The organism is Rufibacter sp. XAAS-G3-1 (assembly GCF_013623775.1).
In the GTDB taxonomy this organism is placed as follows: domain Bacteria; phylum Bacteroidota; class Bacteroidia; order Cytophagales; family Hymenobacteraceae; genus Nibribacter.
Map to the genome: position 1 here is coordinate 268,548 of NZ_JABFAM010000006.1, position 15,836 is coordinate 284,383.

The 15,836-nt window shown below is 49.7% G+C and carries 14 protein-coding genes and 1 tRNA gene; 4 read left to right on the plus strand and 11 right to left on the minus strand.

Features of this window, described 5'->3' with window-relative positions; translation table 11 throughout:
* Window positions 1–2: 2 nt before the first annotated feature.
* From HHO50_RS07855 to HHO50_RS07865, 3 genes are all read left to right on the plus strand, one after another.
* Window positions 3–1,361, plus strand: coding sequence for an ABC transporter permease (locus HHO50_RS07855; RefSeq protein ID WP_181305456.1), 1,359 nt, complete (start codon window positions 3–5; stop codon window positions 1,359–1,361).
* A gap of 7 nt (window positions 1,362–1,368) precedes the next feature.
* Entirely contained in the window at window positions 1,369–2,424 is a 1,056-nt protein-coding gene (locus tag HHO50_RS07860; RefSeq protein ID WP_181305457.1) for an ABC transporter permease, read from the plus strand.
* Between the two features lie 1,127 nt (window positions 2,425–3,551).
* Window positions 3,552–4,697 carry an NTP transferase domain-containing protein gene (locus HHO50_RS07865; protein WP_219921478.1) on the plus strand — a complete coding sequence of 382 codons (1,146 nt, stop codon included), beginning with the start codon at window positions 3,552–3,554 and terminating at the stop codon, window positions 4,695–4,697.
* A 932-nt stretch (window positions 4,698–5,629) separates the two neighbouring features.
* On the opposite strand, the gene HHO50_RS07870 is transcribed toward HHO50_RS07865, so the two are convergent.
* The 9 genes from HHO50_RS07870 to HHO50_RS07910 form a co-directional block, all read right to left on the minus strand.
* Window positions 5,630–5,716 (minus strand) — tRNA-Ser (locus HHO50_RS07870).
* Between the two features lie 76 nt (window positions 5,717–5,792).
* Entirely contained in the window at window positions 5,793–6,866 is a 1,074-nt protein-coding gene (locus tag HHO50_RS07875; RefSeq protein WP_181305458.1) for an asparaginase, read from the minus strand.
* 4 nt (window positions 6,867–6,870) lie between these two features.
* Window positions 6,871–7,632 carry a TatD family hydrolase gene (locus HHO50_RS07880; protein ID WP_181305459.1) on the minus strand — a complete coding sequence of 254 codons (762 nt, stop codon included), beginning with the start codon at window positions 7,630–7,632 and terminating at the stop codon, window positions 6,871–6,873.
* A gap of 90 nt (window positions 7,633–7,722) precedes the next feature.
* A complete protein-coding gene (locus HHO50_RS07885; protein ID WP_181305460.1) occupies window positions 7,723–8,814 on the minus strand; it encodes a glycosyltransferase in 1,092 nt (363 codons plus the stop codon).
* A gap of 3 nt (window positions 8,815–8,817) precedes the next feature.
* Window positions 8,818–9,384 carry a polysaccharide deacetylase family protein gene (locus HHO50_RS07890; protein WP_370457537.1) on the minus strand — a complete coding sequence of 189 codons (567 nt, stop codon included), beginning with the start codon at window positions 9,382–9,384 and terminating at the stop codon, window positions 8,818–8,820.
* Window positions 9,385–10,059: 675 nt separating this feature from the next.
* On the minus strand, window positions 10,060–11,283 hold the full coding sequence (locus HHO50_RS07895) for a PP2C family protein-serine/threonine phosphatase (RefSeq protein ID WP_181305462.1): 1,224 nt from the start codon (window positions 11,281–11,283) through the stop codon (window positions 10,060–10,062).
* Window positions 11,284–11,488: 205 nt separating this feature from the next.
* Window positions 11,489–11,746 (minus strand): hypothetical protein, encoded by a 258-nt coding sequence (locus HHO50_RS07900; RefSeq protein WP_181305463.1) that lies wholly within the window; start codon window positions 11,744–11,746, stop codon window positions 11,489–11,491.
* A complete protein-coding gene (locus HHO50_RS07905; RefSeq protein WP_181305464.1) occupies window positions 11,743–12,870 on the minus strand; it encodes a glycosyltransferase in 1,128 nt (375 codons plus the stop codon). Before HHO50_RS07905 ends, HHO50_RS07900 begins: the two co-directional genes overlap by 4 nt.
* Window positions 12,870–13,880: a lysylphosphatidylglycerol synthase domain-containing protein gene (locus tag HHO50_RS07910; RefSeq protein ID WP_181305465.1), complete on the minus strand. Its 1,011-nt coding sequence runs from the start codon at window positions 13,878–13,880 to the stop codon at window positions 12,870–12,872. Before HHO50_RS07910 ends, HHO50_RS07905 begins: the two co-directional genes overlap by 1 nt.
* Here HHO50_RS07910 and ruvC point away from each other — a divergent pair.
* Window positions 13,872–14,444: a crossover junction endodeoxyribonuclease RuvC gene (ruvC, locus tag HHO50_RS07915; protein WP_181305466.1), complete on the plus strand. Its 573-nt coding sequence runs from the start codon at window positions 13,872–13,874 to the stop codon at window positions 14,442–14,444. The genes HHO50_RS07910 and ruvC overlap by 9 nt on opposite strands.
* 272 nt (window positions 14,445–14,716) lie before the next feature.
* Here the strand turns inward: ruvC and HHO50_RS07920 are convergent, their stop codons facing one another.
* Both HHO50_RS07920 and greA read right to left on the minus strand, forming a co-directional pair.
* Window positions 14,717–15,109 carry an HIT family protein gene (locus HHO50_RS07920; protein WP_181305467.1) on the minus strand — a complete coding sequence of 131 codons (393 nt, stop codon included), beginning with the start codon at window positions 15,107–15,109 and terminating at the stop codon, window positions 14,717–14,719.
* Between the two features lie 11 nt (window positions 15,110–15,120).
* The gene (greA, locus tag HHO50_RS07925; protein WP_181305468.1) at window positions 15,121–15,594 is read right to left on the minus strand and encodes a transcription elongation factor GreA; all 474 of its coding nucleotides are present in this window, start codon (window positions 15,592–15,594) and stop codon (window positions 15,121–15,123) included.
* Between the last annotated feature and the right edge of the window lie 242 nt (window positions 15,595–15,836).

A 15,836-nucleotide genomic window follows, 5' to 3' on the forward strand; every position in this document is an offset into this window, starting at 1 on the left:
CTATGTCGTTGTTGAATATATTCCTTCGACTCACCAAATTTATTCTCCTGCTTTGGCTCACCGCTTCCTGTGTTTTCCTAATGAGCCGCTTATTGCCTTCTGCCAATGCACCAAAAGGCATGGAAGACGCAGACCTTTCCATGCATGGGGCAACAAATGCTGCTATCCTTGAGCAAGTTAGAAGTGACTATCTGGAGAGAACGGGTTTAGGTAAGCCTCTCTTTTACTTCGATCTAGCCTTGAGGGGGCATGCATTAGCCGGAAAATTGCAAGCCACAGCAACTGACAGGCCGTGGGCTGAGAAGGCTGTTCTCTGGCATGGAAACAGAGAGGCCGAAAGTTTTTATTCCATTTGGCAGCAGTGGCAATTACGTGCGGCAGAGTCAGAGAAAAGAACGCTGCTCAACCATCTACTCTCCTGGTCAATCAGTGATTCACCCACAGACAGGGTTGTTCAAGAAAAGGAAATTGCAAACAGATTGCGTGCCTCTTCCCTTTCCGTTTCAAGCCAGCTTCTCACTTCTTGGCAAAAATTACGAAAGACGCCGTCTACCTTAACCAATTACCTGCCCGTTGTGCAATGGCACGGGAGTGATAACCTCTATCATGATTGGATGGTCAAAACCCTAAAAGGTGACTTGGGCGCATCTACGCAGGATTATCAAGCCGTTTCCTTTAAAATAAAAGAAGCCGCGGGTGTATCAATAATAGTAGGATTGGTAGGGTTACTTTTTGCGATGGTGGTTTCGTACTTCATGGGGTTACACTTCACAGAAAACCCATCAAGCGTATTTACCTATCTTACGCAGCAGTTTCTGTATGTATTGGATAGTATTCCGTCTTTCATGATCGCCCTCTTCTTACTTAGTATATTTTTAGGAGCTGGAGGTTCTATTTTCAACCCATTTTTGGTGGATGATGGCAGTGTTTTACTGGATATACTTGGAACACCGTCAATCCTGCTAGGAAGTCTTTGTATATCGCTCTTGCTCATCCCCCATCTTACGCTACAGTTTCACAGAAGCCTTGTTGCGCAAACCCAGGTTTTATACCAGCGCACAGCTTTAGCAAAAGGGCTTACTTTCAAGAAAACACTTCGGAAACACGCTTTACCCAATGCCTTACTCCCCAGTATAACCATTCTTAGTGAAGTCATTATTGGGTTACTGGCCGGTGTGTTGGTGGTGGAGATTACGTTTTCTTTACCTGGTTTGGGGAGCTTGCTGGCAAAGTCCATCCTTTCGGCCGATTACCCGGTATTGGTAGGATTAACCCTCCTGTTTCTGATTTTCAGGCTACTCATCGTGTGGCTTACAGAGCTATTGTATGGCTGGCTTGACCCAAGAATGAGAAGCAACTAAGGAGTTTATGGGAGAAACACCATCGCGACAGCCTTTATCGTTTGCTGAAAAAGCATCTATGTCCTGGCTAGTTCTTTTTTCAATTGCCGCCTTTATTTCCCAAATCCTGTTATGGCAGGGAAAACAGGCAGTAGCCATTCCAGAACAGGCCTACCTCCCTCCTTTCACTTCCGTAGAGCACCTTTTGGGAACAGACCAACTAGGCAGGGATGTTTTATATTATTTATTCCTCAGCTGCCGCACGGCATGGCTTCTAGCTGTACCGCCTTTGATTGTAGCAACCGCCATTGGTGTTCTGTTTGGTTCAGGAGCCGCCATTCTGGGCAATAATGGCGTGAAAATCACCGTAAGAAAACTTCTTACGCTGGCTTTGTTGCTAGTGGCGTACCTGGTTCTACATTCCATCATTCGCTACTGGCCTCCCTTGTCAGACTACCCGTTTACACGCTGGCTATATTACGGGAGCGGTATTCTCCTTTTATGTTATGTATTGAACCGAAAACCTGGTTCTGCTTTCTCAAAGAAAAGAACATTGCTGACCTTACCCGTAGACGAAGGGCTTCAAAAGATAATTGATCTCTGGTCTACCCTGCCAAAGTTACTTTTACTATTGATCCTTACCGCCTTCACTCCTTTTTCCATGCTCACGTTAATGGGCTGGATAACTGCCACCTACTGGGTCTTACCTGCCCGTATAGCCAGGGCCAGCGTTTTGCAGTTGAAGAAAGGATCTTACTATGAAACCGCACAGGCCCTGGGTATTCCCTTCAACAGAGTCTTCACCCATTTTATCTTACCCTCTCTGAAGGGGCCAATTCTAACGAACTTCTGTTTTGCTGCTTCCGGATTATTAGGGGTAGGGTCTACTTTGGCTTACTTAGGAATAGGGATACCGGCAGATGTGCCTTCATGGGGTAAAATGTTGGCAAATGCACGTTTTTCAGTTGAGGCTTGGTGGCTTTTGGTCTTTCCCGCCGCTTTATTACTGGGTAGTATCTTCAGTCTTCAGGTTTTAGGTCATAGTTTATCTGCTCAAAACAGGGACAAATCCGTTACAAAATAACCCTTTTTGTTCCTGTATTCCTACCATAATAACATGGAAACAATGGTATAAAGAGCAAAATACGCGTTTATCAGCACTTAAAGTACAATAACTTTCATGAAATATTCAAGTTATAGATATAATGATTCTTTCCTGTTTTGAGACCATAGTACCCTGTATTATTGTATCATAATAATAAGCAAATGGAAATGAATGTATCTGGGTCTAGTTTAATGAACACTTTACATCACCAATCTCACCTAACCGTAGATGTAAGGGCTTCCAAAAAGCCAGGTGGCCAAACTGCCCAGTCATTGCTTGGTAAGATAGGAACGTATTCTTCTACTTCCATATCTAACCTCATGGAATTCTCAACCACTAGCTTGTCAGAAGGCTTTGTGTTAGATGGATTCTTCTTAGGAACCTTTGAGTTTGATTCACTTACCGGCCACCCGGGAATACGATATTAAGTTTTTGAGTTGTCTTCCGTAGCCCCCCATACGGAAGTTAGTTTCTTGTTTCAGTTTTTTTGTTGTTTGTCTGTTTGCCTGCCGGCTTGTCACCGGCAGGCATTTTTTGTCTTAAATAACGTAAACAGAAGTCGCTTTTCCTTCATTCAATCAAGCGTTCATGTTTGACAAGATCAAAATTCATCAGCTCGTTTAAGGCGTGTTTTCTTTAAAACAAGCTCTAAACGGCTTCATGAAACAAAGAACCCGTTTAGAGCTTTGGGCAGAGTTTTCTTGTTCCATGCATCGGCACCTCCCCTTGGCGAAAGTGCCATCTCCGCCGCCTGTTTTGAGGCTGTTTTCTGCAAAACAGGCGCTAACCGGAAATCTTTACCAGAAGGCGAGCCCCTGCAAACGCTTTCGCCAGCACTTCATAAAGAATAAATTACCTCTCGTATATTTAGCGTGCGTTTTGAGGCGGGTACCACAACGGTTAAGGTTCCCAGGCTAATAGGCGAACAAGTGGAGCAACACTGATCGGGTGGGCTTGGGCGGGAAGATAGCTACCGGCTGGGGCCGAATGATAAACGTGCCGTGGAAAAAGATTTTGTATGTTTAGGCCGTCCTGAAGAGGAGCAAATTGAGGCCTACCCAAATTCTTATGCCGATTGCTAGAAAGAAACAGGAGCGAGAAAGATTTTGAAAGACCATAAAAAACACCGTGCCATCACCCAACCCGCCTACGGCAATTACAGCAGGCTGGAATGGGCTCTTCTGGGAACCACCTGCGGCACCATCAAAACCCTGGCCGAGTCCATCATCAATGCGTTAACGCCTGACTACAGATGCGGCTACGTAGACGCCCAACACACCAAAGACCAGGAAGAACCTGAAACAGGCCGATTGGGAGCCGGTGCCCGATTGGAGTACACAGACCAGATCACGTTTGATCAGTTCCATTTCCAAAAGCCGTTGAGCACCTTTCAGTTCCGTCAGATTTTCTCTGAGATGGATGCGGTTTTGGTGAATGGGAACCACCAACAGGCAAAAGCGCAGGTGGTCATCATGGACGAAAACAAAAAGGCCTCCCTGCAAAAAAGAATAGCCCAACTCACCAACGTGCAACTGATTTTACTAGCCGACAACGCCGACTCAGCTTTTGACTTTGTGCAGGAAGCTATCCCCGTCTGGCAGGAAATCCCGTTATTCCGCCTGCACGAAACAGGCAAAATCGTCTCCTTTTTCCAAAAACAGCTTAAAAACGCAACCCCGGTCTTGAATGGTCTGGTATTGGCAGGCGGACGAAGCCTGCGGATGGGGCAGGACAAAGGAGCCATTGCCTGGCACGGAAAAGAGCAGCGGTATCATGTGGCAGATCAGCTGAAAGGCTTGTGCCAAAACGTGTTTATCTCCTGCCGGGCAGAGCAACAGGCTTCACTAGAAGAGGGCTATGCCACCCTGCCAGATACTTTCACCGCCCTGGGGCCTTACGGGGCTATTCTGTCTGCTTTTCGGGAGCAGCCAGACGCGGCCTGGTTAGTCGTAGCCTGTGACCTTCCCCTACTGGACACGGCTACCCTGCGGTACCTGGTAGCGAACAGAGCCGTATCTGCCCTAGCCACCACGTTTGAGAGCCCACATGACGGTTTTCCCGAGCCCCTCATCACTATCTGGGAACCGAAGAGCTATCCTGTCTTGCTTTCGTTCCTGGCCCAGGGTTATACCTGCCCCCGAAAGGTTCTACGGAACAGTGAGATTCACTCATTAAAGCCTCTCAACCCAGATGCGCTCCTAAACGTGAACACCCCCGAAGAAGTAGAGAAAGCAAAGCAAAAGATGACGTAAGAGGGTAGGCTACTTCCCCAAATCCTCATGCACCATAACAAAAGTTCTTACTCTCTTCAAATGCTACTCCCATTCTCCTGTCAGAATGCTAGCCCTTAACCTGACCTTACGCCCTCCTGCTGGTGGTTTCCGGCGAGTCTGGAGACTCACTCATCCTAAGTCACGAGACTGGAGTCTTGCGCCGGTTAGTTCTACACCTGTGAGGTCTTGAAGCCCTCACAGGTGATGCGTTTTGAGCCTGTTTTCCGCAAAACAGCTTCAAAACGCATCACAGGGGCTCCTCGTTCCGTTCAAGTAGGTGACATCGCATGGGAGACAGAACCTACCCCTCCAAGGAGGGGAATACGCCTTTATAGAAGAAGAGGGGCAATACAGCTAGCCCCTAATCACTACCCTTGCTGTTCGGGAGTTCTACTCCCGAACCTGCCTGGTGCGGAGTTCCACTCCGCCGGGAGCCACGGCAAAAGAAGGGGAGTGGAACTCCCCGGCAGCTTGCTTCCGAAGTGGAACTCCGGAAGAGCGGGATTGGGTATACTAACTGCCTGTTACTACTTTACTTACTTTCCCCAGTTCCAGTCTTCCCCGAGCGCGCCTCGCTTTTGGCCATAGATAGACTTGAACTAAGAGCAAAAGACTTTCCGGGCCGAAAGGACCGTGCGAGAGGGGAAGACGAGGCCCCGCGGCCGTGAGCGCTTACCGTAAAAGATGAAACAATACAGCACTTGCACCCACGAGAAAAGCAGCCAAGCCAGGGGAACAGCAAACAACGTGCACCCACCAATCTCCCCAAAGAAGCCACTTCCAGACAGAGGCCAAAGTAAAGAAAAAAACCAATTGAGGTATTAGTTTTAATCAATAGTCTACGGTGTATCTGAAGCATAAGAAAAAAGCCCTGTAAAAATCTAATTTACAGGGCTTTTTTAACTATGATGCGGAGAGGGAGGGATTCGAACCCTCGATACCGTTACCAGTATACACACTTTCCAGGCGTGCTCGTTCGACCACTCTGACACCTCTCCGTGATCTCCGTTTTTCGGAATGCAAAGAAAGCCAGAAGCAACGGTATTTGCAAACCCGACGCATTCATTTTTTAGCTTAACTGCGGCGGGACATTTCACCCCGTAGGTCTTTTCCCAACAGGGTTACTTTCTCCTGCGGGGTAAGGTTCTGGGCCAGGACAAACATCAGCTTGGTAACGGCGGCCTCGGTACTAATGTCAGAACCGCTAACAACGCCCATTTCTTTCAAGTAGTAGCTCGTCTCGTACTGCCCCTGGTGCACCTCTCCTTCCTCGCATTGAGACACATTGAGAATTGTAATGCCACGGTCTACCGCTTCACGGAGGAGTTTCAGAAACCACGGATAGGTAGGTGCGTTTCCGGCCCCGAAGGTTTCCAGCACCAAGCCCTTCAAGCCTTTGGCTCTAAGTATAGCTTCAATCAAGGTTTTATTGATTCCGGGGAAAAGCTTTAGTACCGCCACCTGGCTTTCCAATTCCTGGTAAATCCGCAGGGGTTCGGTGGGCGGCGGCAGAATCACGGAGCGGTTGTACTCAATATCAATCCCGGCCTTGGCCAACTGCGGATATTTACCGGAGTGGAAGGCGTTGAAGTGCCGGCTTTCCACCTTGGTGGATCGGTTTCCGCGTAACAACACGGTATTGAAGAAAATAGAAACCTCGGGCACCAACGGTTTTCCAGAGCGGTAGGCCGAGGCTATTTCCATGGCAGTGATTAAGTTACGGCGGGCATCAGTCCGCATCCGGCCAATGGGCACCTGGGCACCGGTGAAAATGACCGGTTTTCCCAGATTCTCCAACAAAAAGCTCAGGGCCGAGGCACTGTACGCCATGGTATCGGTGCCGTGTAGTATCACAAAACCATCATACTCCTGGTAATTCACCTGTATGACCTGGGCTAGTTTTATCCAATGCTCTACGCCTATGTTGGAGGAGTCAATGGGCGGATCTAAACTAAGCACCGTCAGCATCACCTTGAATTGGCGCATCTCGGGCACGCGGTGAATCACTTCACTAAAATCAAACGGCACCAGGTGCTGGTCTTCTTTGTCAGAGACCATCCCAATGGTACCACCGGTGTAAATAAGCAAAATGGAAGCCTCAGGATCTCGCGGAGCCGCCGTATTGATATTTACCTTTAAGAACTTCATAGAATTAGGCAAAGAGGTTTCTTGCGTTGGCCGTGGTGGCTGCCGCTACCTCATCTAAAGTAATAGACTTGATTTCTGAAATCCGGTTTGCCACGTACGGCAGAAAAGCGGGTTCATTTCGTTTGCCCCGTTTGGGAACGGGTGCAAGATACGGACTGTCAGTTTCCAATACTACGTGTTTTAGATCAATCGCCTGTAGTACCGGTTCAAGCCCGCCGTTTTTGAAGGTACTTACGCCGCCTATGCCCAAAAGGAAATTCTGATCTACGGCGGCTTGCGCTTCCTCTACGGTACCAGAGAAGCAATGGAAAATTCCTCTCAAGGTACCGTCCTGTTGCTCTCGTATTATCTCAAAGGTATCCTGGAAAGCGTCACGGGTATGGAGAATGATGGGGATCTGGTACTTTTTGGCCCAGCCGCACTGGATACGGAGCGCCTCTTGCTGCTCGGGCACAAACGTTTTATCCCAGTAGTAATCCAGTCCGGCCTCTCCTACTCCTTTGAACGTACGTTTTTCAAACCATTGCTCCATCTCGTGCAGAACCTCTCTGTAGTCCTGGAAAACATGGCACGGGTGCAAGCCCATTAACGCGTGACACCACGGGTGCCGCTCCTCAATTTGCAGCATGGTGCCAATGGAGGCAAGGTCAATATTGGGCATATACACTTCGGCCACCTGGGCCTCCTGGGCGCGTTGCAGCATCTCTTCCCGGTCTTGCGCAAACTCAGGGGAGAAAACGTGGGCGTGTGAATCTATGTACTTCATGAATCTAAAATCTAGGGAACAGTTTTGAGCCTGTTTTCTGTAAAACAGCCTCAAAACGGCAAAGGTACGCAATTCAGTGCGTCGTGAAACTTAATACAACCTGCCTTTCCACCTGATTTTGAACGGCAGGAAGAAATAGATGATCAATACCAACGTGCTAACCAGGAGGTAAATTTCAAGAAAGAGGATGTCTGTCCATTTAGCTTTCCTATGCACATAAGAGACACATTTATGAACGAACATACTCTGCAGCACTAGTTTCCCGATGAAGATGGTGATCCAAATCCCGAAGGACGTATGGGCAAAGAATGGCAGCCACACCGGGTAGTACGAAGAATGGATCACAAACAGCAGCAGCATGTACCAGGGTAAGTGCACGGAGCCCCGCATCCAGCGACGACGCTGCTGCAAAAGGGTGGGCACATTGGGGGCAGGAAGTGAAAAGGCGAGCACTTCGGGTTGGTAGACGTTTTTGGTTTTAAATCCTTTGGCAAGCACCTGCTTGAAAAGCTGAACATCTTCGGTAATAGAAAATGGAATGGACTCAAAACCGCCCACGGCTTTATACGCTTCCCTGGTTACCAGCATGTTATTGCCCATGGTGGAAACGGCCAGGTTCCGGTCTGCCACTACCTGCATCAGCCCCAGATTATAAAGCCAGTCCAGCCGCTGCAGACGCTCAAAGAAACGGCGGCCTTTGGTGGTGGTAATGCCGGTGACAATGCCGGTGCCGGGGCTTAGGTACCGAAGCATGGTTTCTACCCAGTGGGGCGGTACTTCAATGTCAGCATCGGTGATGAAGAAGATGTCTGAGGTGGCCTGTTGGGCAAGTTGGGCCAGCACATTGGCTTTGCCTTTGGTACCCTGAATGTCATGGAGAATGCCGTGGCAGGTGACATACGGGTGGGTTTGCCGGAAAGCCTCTATCAGGTGGCGGGTATTATCGGTGGAACGGTCATCGCCAACCAGCACCTCTAACCGGTCTTTGGGGTACTTGAGCCGGTGAATGGCCTCCAGGCACGTAGTAATGTGCTCTTCTTCGTTACGGGCCGCAATTAGGATACTTACTCTGGGAAACTGCGTGAGCGGCGGAACAACCCTGGGTTTTCTATTCCACCACAGGCTCAGAAGAACCGTGAAGATGGAAAAATAGAGAATTAGGAATCCAAGGGAAAAGAGCATCCGCTACAGGGTTTTGAAAGAATATCCCAGCTCAGAGAAGTGGCGCAGTAGCCGGGGCAATACATAGCGCAGGTTTCGCTCCGCCTTCAGGCTGTCATGAAACACCACCACAGATCCGGGGCCGGTTACTGAAATCGCCTTGGCCAGGCATTTCTCCGGTGACAGGGTGGCGTCAAAATCATAGGTGAGGGTGCTCCACATGACAATCTGGTACTCTGGCTCCAACATACGCAGATGTTGCCAGGTCAGTTGACCATGGGGCGGCCTGAACAATTTTCGCTGGTTGGTGGTGCCCCCCACCTTTTCCAGCGCCATCTGGCATTGGTGTATTTGGCTGCGGTACGCGGCGGGCGACAGATTCCAGGCTTTTACGTGTTGGTGGGTATGGTTCGCCAGAAGATGTCCCTGGTTCAAGACCTGCCGCGCGATGCCGGGGTAACGCTCCAGGTTTTCCCCCACGCAGAAGAAAGTGGCTTTGGCCTGGTAAGCAGCCAACTGTTCCAGCACAAACGGCGTGACCACCGGAATGGGCCCGTCATCAAACGTAAGGAAAATAGTTTTATCGGCCACGGGCCTCTTCCACCAGACGTTAGGAAACAGCCAAGGCAAAAGAGGCGGGGTTTTGTGGAAGCGCAGCACTAGATAAGTTAAAAGTGTATTCCCCTTTCTGTCAAAACCTTTTCTGGTTCTTGATATGGACTTACGTTTAAAACCCAATTTCTTAAAATCAGGCTTAAAACACAAAGGCTCTGGTTTTATAAAGATAAAGATTTATTTCTGCGCTGTAGCCTCTGCCTGGAACTTGCTTCTATTGAGGGATTAGCAGGTGCATGGAGTATGCTGTTCCCTTGGTTTGTCCGTTCGTTGCGTGGGTGCAAGTGCTGTGTTGTTTCATCTTTGGCGGTAAGCGCTCACGGCCGCGGGGCCCCGTCTTCCCCTCGCGCACTGCCCTTTCGGCCTGAGCCGTTTGTCTCTCTTAGCTGAGGTCTGTCCATGACCAAAAGCGAGGCGCGCTCGGGGAAGACTGGAAATGGGGAAAGGAGCGAAAGCGGTGATGATTGTACCTGTAGAGACCAGGCATTGCCTTGGCTCTGTCACGCATTCCTGTCTCCTGGAAAAGCGTATTCATTCCCCTCCTGGGAGGGGTTGGGGTGGGTTCTGGCGCTTCGCTTCACCATCTCCTATTAGAACAAAACCATCAAAATAGAGACGTCATATTCTATGGTGAAACGTTTCCCGCTTCTTTTATTTGAAACGGCAGGAAAGCAGGGTAATGTCATCATTGAAGGAAGTGCCGCTGTTGTAGGCGTTTACTTCGTGCAACAGTTGCCGATGGATATTTTTGGAGCTCACATAACGGCAATTCTGCAGCACCCTAAGGGTGTTCTCTATCCCGAACTCGTCTTCCTCCTGGTTGAAAACCTCGGTGAGGCCATCGGTGTAGCAGAGCACCAGGGCGTTGTGCGGCACATGCACCTTGGTGACCGTCAAAAACGGAAGCTCATCAAAGATGCCCAGCATGGTAGTTCCCTCGGTTAACAGGCGGTAGGTGTTGTTCTCGTAGAGGAGAATGGACTCATTGTGCCCGGCACTCACGTAGCTGAGTTCACGGGTGCTGCGGTTGTACAGGCCCAGAAAACAGGTAATGAACTTCTCGGCAATCGCGTTGCGGTAAATCAGGTCGTTCAGCTCGCTGACAATGGTGTGCAGGTTGGTGGTTTGGCGCAGAATGGTGCGCAGCCCGGCCTGAAAATTGGACATCAAGAGCGAGGCCGGCACGCCTTTCCCCGAAACATCGGCTACGCAGAAAAGGAACTGGTCTTTGTCAATGGGCACGTAATCATAATAGTCACCGCCAATGGACGAGTGCGGAATGTAGGTGGCATGGATGGCCACGTCATGGTTATTGGGCAGGGACTTAGGGAAAAGCATGTTCTGCACTTCGCGGGCAATCTCAATCTCTTTCCGCATGGCCTCCTGCGTGAGCCGGTGGCGCTCTAACCGGCGATTCTCCATGGCTACCAGAATGATGTTGCTCAGCGTCTGCACAAAACTCAGGGCACCCAGCGTGGTGTAGTAGGCGTGCACATTCCCTATCATCACAAAAGCCAGAATACGGTTGTTGTGCATGATAGGAATGACCGTCTCAAAGTCATACCAGCAGTCATCAATATTTAATTTGGCGAGCGACGTGATTTCCCGCAGCTCCGTGATGGCTGGGGGAAGTTTTATCTCCCGGAAGTTGTGGGGAGTCCCGAAACTCACTTTGCACTCCCACTTCTCGTCAATGAGGAAAAGGGAAAGGCGCCGGATATTGAGTTGCGCCAGCAACGTGAAATGGTATATTTTGTAAAGTGCTTCTTCCGGCAGATTGTTGTTGATGGCTTTGGTGATTTCCAACAGCGCAGCCAACTCCAACTTCTTCAGGTTCAATTCCTGTTCAACTGTAGGAAACTTCAATTCAGGCATCTATTAAAGATATTAGCGGTTCATCTGTGTGTTAGAACCTTGGGTAAATTTAAGCAAAGTGTTCAAGGAACTATGCACTGGGGAGCTTGAATAAAAAGCGATGGCCGGTAAACTGCCCCACAGAAACCAGTGCTTTCCTGCCATGCAGCTTACCGGGTGTTTTGGGCCCATTTCTAGAAAAACAGCCCAAAAAAGAACTACTTTTTCACCTTGAATTATGGGTAAGGAGCCCATCTTTAGAGGCCAGGAAAAAGTACTGGTGCCCTTCCCGCTCAAAATGATCAGGATCAAACGGCACCTCGGTGTCCTGGTCGGGGAAAAGGCACTTCACATAGTTCATACTGATCAACCCCCTTAGCGCCTCCCTGAGTGCCGGTTCTGGCATCTCCAGTTCCTGCTGCAACTCAGCAAACGAAGTCACAAAATAGAGTTCATCTAAAATATCATATTCCTGATCTGTCATGCGGTGCTCAGTTGGCGGCCTTTCCAGTGGTACTTTCCCCGTAATCCCAGAAGGCCCGTGAAGACAATGTAGGGGACATACAGCAGTTGTAACAACCACAGGAGCGAAAGTAACCGCTTTTTATCAAATAAGCTCAGAACCGGGCATAAAAGTAGGGCATCTACACTCATTTTTGTGGTTAATACGATGCCAAAGAACCACCATTCCCCTAAACCGAAGACCGCCATAAGCAAAGCGACCAAAATAGAACTATTCCCTCCCAGCACAATCAAGGCCAGCAGTTGCGACGTGAACGATTGGTAGTGTTTCCATTTACTGGCCCACCGCACCCGTTGGTGCAAAAACTGGGTGAGCGTTGCCGCCGCCGGGGTTTGCACAATCACTTCTTTGGCTTTCGCGAAGGTGATCTGGCCCGGGTAGCACTGGTGGATTTTGTGGAGCAGGAATTCGTCATCGCCGGAGGGAATCTGTTCATTGCCCTGGAAACCGTGCACCTCATAAAAGGCCGCTTTTTCATAGGCCAGATTGGCCCCGTTGCACATGGTGGGTTTCTGCACGGCAATAGACGCCGCCCCTACCCCTATCAAGGCCGAAAACTCCAACGCTTGTAACCGTTGCCAACCAGTAGTTAAAGGCGCATACACCACCGGCCCGCTGATCAGTTTAGGGTTTTGGCCATGCCGAACCTGGTTGAAGGCGGCCAGCCAGAGTGGCGAGAGACGGCAATCGCCATCGGTGCAGGCAATCCAATCGCCTTGGGCGTGCCGGATGCCCATTTCCACGGCGGCCTTTTTCTGCCTCTTTTCCGGAAAATCGCTTAAAAACAGCAACGTAAGCGTCAAAGAACTTCGGGCCTGAAACTGTTGCACCAAACCCGGGGTGCCATCCTCAGAATGATCATCCACCACAATCACCTCAAACTGAGCCGCCGGGTACTGCTGCCGCTCCAGATCCTTCAACAGCGACAGAATATTTTTGGCCTCGTTCCGGACGGGGATAATGACGGTGAAGAATGCAGTAGGCGTTTCTTTTGAAATGGAAATTGCAGGAAGTTTTCGCCAGGCGTGCCAGGCCCGCACCATTACCAGCGCGTACACAATCACCAGAAACAAAACCAGCAGCATCAACGGGAAGTAGAGAGTTTCAGCGGAAGCACAAAAATAAGCCCCAGCGCACTGGGCAAGGCTATGTTCAAAGTCCACAAAGAGAGGCTGGCGCCCAGCACCAGCAGGGGATCTTGCCCCATCAACCCAAAAAAGTGCATGGCAGAAAGCTCCCGCATGCCAATATCTGCCAGCGCATTGATGGAAGGCACCGCCGACTTTATCAAAAACGTGCCCGAAACGCCCCACACATATTCCTCCACTGAAAGATGCACCCCAAACGCCCACAGCAACGCAATGAACTGCCCCATGAACACCAGGTACCTGACCCCAGAAATGAATATTATCTGTCGCAGTTCTGCAAAAGAATACGTGCCGATGACCGAGAAATAATGCACCCACCGGCGCAGAAACGTGACCCTTTCCAGTAACCCGATGGCCCATTGAAAACTGAACAGCAGCGCCAATGCCCAGCCATTCATCAACAGCAAGGCCAACCCCACAGAGATGCCCACCGGCGAAGCCAGGGGAACATAGTATTTGTACACGAAATAGGCGAGTGCCCCAGATCCCATCAGCACCGTGGCAAACAGTTGGCACAAACGGCCCAGCAGAATAGCGCCAATGGCATCTGCGCGGTCTTTGCGGTGCAGGGTAAGAATTCGGCCCGCGTAGTCTCCCATACGGTTGGGGGTGACAAAGCCCAGGGTTAGCCCCACCAACACGGCGCGGTAGGCTTCCAGAAACGTGATTTTCTCAAACTTTTGGGAAAGGTACCGCCACTTCACTGCTTCTACGCCCCAGTTCATTGGCAGCAAGGCTGCGGCCAGACACAAGGGAAAACCGTTGGTAAACCAGATTTTCCGCAGGGTCTCAAAAGAAAAGGTACTGTGAGAACTTGCTTCCAGAATTGCTTGTCTTAGGTAGTATAACGTCAGGCCGAAGACCAGCAGCTTGCCTAACCCCACCAAAAGGCGGCGCGGTACCAGCACTTTGCCGGATTGTTTGTAATTTTGCGCTTCATGATTCATTCTACCGCAGTTCTTCCCAATAATAAATTAATCTTAGGTGTAGACCCCGGCACCAACGTCATGGGCTATGGCCTCATAGAGGTGAACGGCTCCAAAATAACGGTTCTCCAGTACGGCGTGTTACAACTCAAAAGCTACAGCAACCACGCCGTAAAGCTGAAGAAGATCTATGACAGCACCCTGCGCCTCATCACCGAGTACCTGCCGGACGAAATGGCCATTGAAGCGCCTTTCTTCGGCACCAACGTCCAGTCCATGCTGAAACTGGGCCGCGCCCAGGGGGTAGCCATTGCCGCCGCCCTGTCCCGCGACATCCCGTACGTGGAATACGCCCCAAAGAAAATAAAACAATCTGTGACCGGCAACGGAAACGCCTCCAAAGAGCAGGTAGCGGCCATGCTACTGCAGATTCTCAAGATCAAAGAAGCCCCCAAATTCCTGGATGCCACTGATGCCCTGGCCGTTGCCCTTTGCCACCATTACCAACAAGGCAACAACCAAAAAGCCGGCGGAAAATCCTGGAAAGCGTTCCTGACCGAAAACCCAGACCGCATGGCGAAGTAGTTTTCAGTTGTCAGTTATCAGTTGTTAGTTATCAGTTGTTAGTTTTTAGATTAAATTATTGGATTTAAGTTCTCGCGTAAAACTTACTCCATAAAAGTCATTCGCTCTGTTTAGGGGCTGTTTTCAATGAAACAGCTCCTAAACAGAGCGAATGACTTTTAGTAGGTCTAGCAACTAAACACTAATAACTGACAACCAACAACTACACACTAACAACTGATAACTAACAACTGATAACTAACAACTGATAACTAACAACTGATAACTAGCAACTAAAAAGCCTGTCTAATCCGTTTGGCAATCTCTTCCATTACTTCGGGCTCCAGCTTTAGTTTGGGGCTGCTGAAGTTCATGTCTGAGATTTGGTTGATGGGCACCAGATGCACGTGGGCGTGCGGAACCTCCAGACCAATAACGGCCACGCCTACTTTCTTGCAAGGAACGGCTTTCTTCACAGCCGCCGCTACCTTCTGGGCAAACTTATGCAGATCGGCCAGGGCATCGGGGTTTAGGTCAAAGATATAGTCCACGGGCTCTTTGGGAATGACCAGCGTATGGCCTTTCACCAACGGGAACACGTCCAGAAACGCCAGAAACCGGTCGTCTTCCAGCACCTTGTAGGCCTTTACTTCGCCGCTAATGATCTTAGAGAAAATGGTTTCCATGGGAACAGCGTTTATCGGGAGATTTCCAGGATTTCGAAACGAAGCTTGCCCGCCGGTACGGTGATCTCCGCAATCTCGCCCACAGACTTTCCCAACAAGCCTTTGCCAATGGGCGACTTCACAGAGATTTTACCGGCCGCCAGGTTCGCCTCTTCCTCGGCCACCAGGGTGTAGAGCATCTCCATGTTGTTGTTCAGGTTCTTCAGCTTCACTTTAGACAAGATGAGCGCCTTGGTCAAATCCATGTTAGACTCATCAATGAGGCGGGCGTTGCCCAGCACTTCCTCCAGTTTGGAGATCTTAAGTTCAAGATGGCCTTGGGCATCTTTGGCGGCATCATATTCGGCGTTCTCACTTAAGTCCCCTTTATCACGCGCTTCGGCCAACTGGCGCGCCACTTCTGAGCGGCCTTTCGTCTTCAGCTCATGTAACTCTTCCTTGAGTTTCTGCAATCCCTCTGGGGTGTAGTAAGATACTGTTGCCATAGTAGTAATGGGTTAGTACAATGATATAAAAAAGAAGAACGGCCTTCCTGTCTGGAGACCGTTCTTATGCTAAGGTATCACAATTTTTCTAAACAACATGCATGAGAGCTATTATTTTGCGCATCGGCAAAGCCGATGCAGGCCTACCTCCTGCTTCTTTCCTACCAGTTGGTTTTTACCTCTTTTTACGGAAATAAGCTAAAAACTACGGTTCGGTTGCAACAAAAATTGACTTTTGGTGA

Excerpts from the sequence above, each read along its gene's own strand:
- HHO50_RS07855 (WP_181305456.1), top strand. The coding sequence starts at position 3 with ATGTCGTTGTTGAATATATTCCTTCGACTCACCAAATTTATTCTCCTG.
- HHO50_RS07860 (WP_181305457.1), top strand. The coding sequence starts at position 1,369 with ATGGGAGAAACACCATCGCGACAGCCTTTATCGTTTGCTGAAAAAGCA.
- HHO50_RS07875 (WP_181305458.1), bottom strand. The coding sequence starts at position 6,866 with ATGAAGTTCTTAAAGGTAAATATCAATACGGCGGCTCCGCGAGATCCT.
- HHO50_RS07880 (WP_181305459.1), bottom strand. The coding sequence starts at position 7,632 with ATGAAGTACATAGATTCACACGCCCACGTTTTCTCCCCTGAGTTTGCG.
- HHO50_RS07885 (WP_181305460.1), bottom strand. The coding sequence starts at position 8,814 with ATGCTCTTTTCCCTTGGATTCCTAATTCTCTATTTTTCCATCTTCACG.
- HHO50_RS07895 (WP_181305462.1), bottom strand. The coding sequence starts at position 11,283 with ATGCCTGAATTGAAGTTTCCTACAGTTGAACAGGAATTGAACCTGAAG.
- HHO50_RS07900 (WP_181305463.1), bottom strand. The coding sequence starts at position 11,746 with ATGACAGATCAGGAATATGATATTTTAGATGAACTCTATTTTGTGACT.
- HHO50_RS07905 (WP_181305464.1), bottom strand. The coding sequence starts at position 12,870 with ATGCTGCTGGTTTTGTTTCTGGTGATTGTGTACGCGCTGGTAATGGTG.
- ruvC (WP_181305466.1), top strand. The coding sequence starts at position 13,872 with ATGATTCATTCTACCGCAGTTCTTCCCAATAATAAATTAATCTTAGGT.
- HHO50_RS07910 (WP_181305465.1), bottom strand. The coding sequence starts at position 13,880 with ATGAATCATGAAGCGCAAAATTACAAACAATCCGGCAAAGTGCTGGTA.
- HHO50_RS07920 (WP_181305467.1), bottom strand. The coding sequence starts at position 15,109 with ATGGAAACCATTTTCTCTAAGATCATTAGCGGCGAAGTAAAGGCCTAC.
- greA (WP_181305468.1), bottom strand. The coding sequence starts at position 15,594 with ATGGCAACAGTATCTTACTACACCCCAGAGGGATTGCAGAAACTCAAG.